3 protein-coding genes are annotated in these 2,574 nt (G+C 50.7%); 2 read left to right on the forward strand and 1 reads right to left on the reverse strand.

The window, feature by feature from the left end; all coding sequences use genetic code 11:
• Positions 1-698, forward strand: a 698-nt coding sequence (locus tag ACTHS3_RS11485) for a methyltransferase (protein WP_440367991.1), incomplete at its 5' end; no start/stop codon positions are given.
• A 90-nt stretch (positions 699-788) separates the two neighbouring features.
• On the opposite strand, the gene ACTHS3_RS11490 is transcribed toward ACTHS3_RS11485, so the two are convergent.
• A complete protein-coding gene (locus tag ACTHS3_RS11490) occupies positions 789-1,445 on the reverse strand; it encodes a cytochrome b/b6 domain-containing protein (protein WP_004519936.1) in 657 nt (218 codons plus the stop codon).
• 53 nt (positions 1,446-1,498) lie between these two features.
• On the opposite strand from ACTHS3_RS11490, the gene ACTHS3_RS11495 reads away from it, so the two are divergent.
• Positions 1,499-2,380, forward strand: coding sequence for an NAD(P)H-hydrate dehydratase (locus ACTHS3_RS11495; RefSeq protein WP_004519937.1), 882 nt, complete (start codon positions 1,499-1,501; stop codon positions 2,378-2,380).
• Positions 2,381-2,574 lie beyond the last annotated feature (194 nt).

The raw sequence follows: 2,574 nt of genomic DNA on the forward strand, positions 1-2,574 counted from the left end.
AAACCGGCAAGCCCGAAGGCCTGAAAGTATTCGGCGACTGGCCGACCATTTACGAAGGCTTGTCTTCATTGCCAAGCGTCGCGCAGGAAAAATGGTTTGCATTCGACCATTATTATTCCGACAACTCCTTCGCCGAAGCACTGAACACCGTGTTCGCCAAACCGGTTAAAAAACTGCTCGATGTCGGCGGCAATACCGGCCGCTGGGCGGAACAATGCGTCAACCACAATGCCAAAGTCGAAGTAACCATCATGGATCTGCCGCAACAAATCGGCTTGATGCGCGAGGCGACTAAAGGCAAAAACGGCGCGGACCGTATCCACGCCCATCCGGCCAACCTGCTTGATCCTGAGATTCCGTTCCCAACCGGTTTTGACGCGATCTGGATGAGCCAATTCCTAGACTGTTTCACCGAAGAACAAGCCACCAGCATTCTTCAACGCGCCGCTGCATCTATGAGCGAAAACACCAGCCTCTACATCATGGAGCCTTTCTGGGACAGACAACGCTACGAAACCGCTGCCTACTGCCTGACCATGACCAGCCTGTATTTCACTGCCATGGCCAACGGCAACAGCAAAATCTTCCATTCTGAAGACCTGATCCGTTGCGTTGAAAAAGCCGGATTGAAAGTAGCGGAAATTTCAGACGGCATCGGCCGCGGCCACAGCATCTTGCGCTGCGTTAAGGCCGTCTGAACATCATCTTTTAAACCCTAAAAAGAGACCGACCCCAACAGCCATTTCGGCTATCGGGGTCGGTTTGTTTTTGGTATCCGTTTTAAAACATCAGCCGCGCAACATCCATATTGCACACACTAACACAATCGCTACCGACAAAGCGGCAAGCAGTTGTCCCATTCCTGCCAATTTAGGCTGTTGGGCATCAATAGTTTTAAAGCCACTCATCATCGGCGTAATCAAATCCTGTTTTTTCACAAAGCGATACAGCAAAACAGCCGCGATATGTACACCCGCCAAAACAGCTAAAACATTAAAGAAATTGACATGGATTTTTCGCGCCAGCGTACCGGCGTGTTCGCTGACCAAATGATTTAAAAAGCCGGAATTGGTAAACGTATTTTCATCGGCGGCAAATAAGCCTGTGGCCGTCTGAAAAACCAAGGCGGCCAATAAAGCGATGACCATCAGCGCGCCCAAAGGATTGTGGCCGACCAATTCGTCTTCAGACATTTGACCTTGCGTATAGCGGCGGATTTCGGAAAAAGGACGCACAAAACGGCTGAATCTTGCCGTATCGCTGCCCCATATCCCCCAGCACAAGCGGAAAACCACCAAAGCCAGCATCAACAAGCCGCCGCGCAAGTGCCATACCAGCATATCGCCGCCTCGGGTGGCGCTGTACCACATGAATCCCATCAATAACACCAAGAGCCAATGGAACAGGCGCGTAGGTGCGTCCCAAACTTTTATTTTTTGCTTCATTACCTTTTACTTTCTGATTTAAAATTAAATTTCTTATCTTGGAAGATTACGCCATGCAGCCCATCTACACGCTTCCCGAATCGCTTCAGGCCTTTCAGACGGCCTTAGTATTTCCCGACGTATTCCGCCCTCGTGCCCAAGAGTCGCACAAAGGCACATACGGCACGCTTACCATTATCGGCGGCGCAACGGGAATGAGCGGTGCGGTAGTTTTGGCAGCTACAGCCGCCATATATCAAGGATGCGGCAAGGTTTGGGCGGGTTTCAACCAAGCCACGCTGCCTTTTGCCATCATTCCCGAACGCCCTGAAATCATGCTCGCCACTGCGGCCCAACTGATGGAGCACAACGATGTCAGCGCACGGGTAATCGGCTGCGGATTCGGTTTGGACGGATTATCAGAGCAGCTGCTGCTCCAAATCCTGTCGACACACCATGACCGGCCTTTATTGCTCGATGCAGATGCCTTGACACTGCTGGCCCGTTCTCCCGAATTGGCCGAACGCCTCAAATCGTACAAACATATCATCCTGACACCTCATCCGGCCGAAGCCGCCCGCCTACTCGGTACCGATACTCAATCAGTTCAAGCCGACAGGCAAAAAGCCGTAACCGAAATCAGCCGTAAATATGCCGCAACCGTCGTGTTAAAAGGCCATCATACATTGGTGGCCACGGCAGACGGCATAGTCTATACCAACACCAGCGGCAATGCCGGTTTGGCCACCGCAGGTAGCGGCGATGTCTTGAGCGGCATTATCGGCAGCCTGCTGGCACAAGGCATTCCGACATTCCAAGCCGCCTGCGCCGGCGTATGGCTGCACGGAGCGGCAGCCGATGTTATCAAACACAGCGGCCAAATCGAAACCGGTATGCTCGCCGGAGAAATCGCACCTGCCGCCCGATGGCTGCGCAATATTTTATCAAAAGAGTAATACTATCTATATCATAAATACAAATTGCAGGCCGTCTGAAAATCAATCTCTATTTTCAGACGGCCTGGTTTATTTTTAAGTCATTTTGCAAATTAAGGTTAAGGCGTGTATCCTTGATTTCCCTTAAAAACAACTTCACAACATATTATCATGAGTATCCTCAATAAAATCAGCAACTTTATTGGAAAAACATT

It is taken from the genome of Neisseria sp. P0009.S007 (assembly GCF_051962515.1).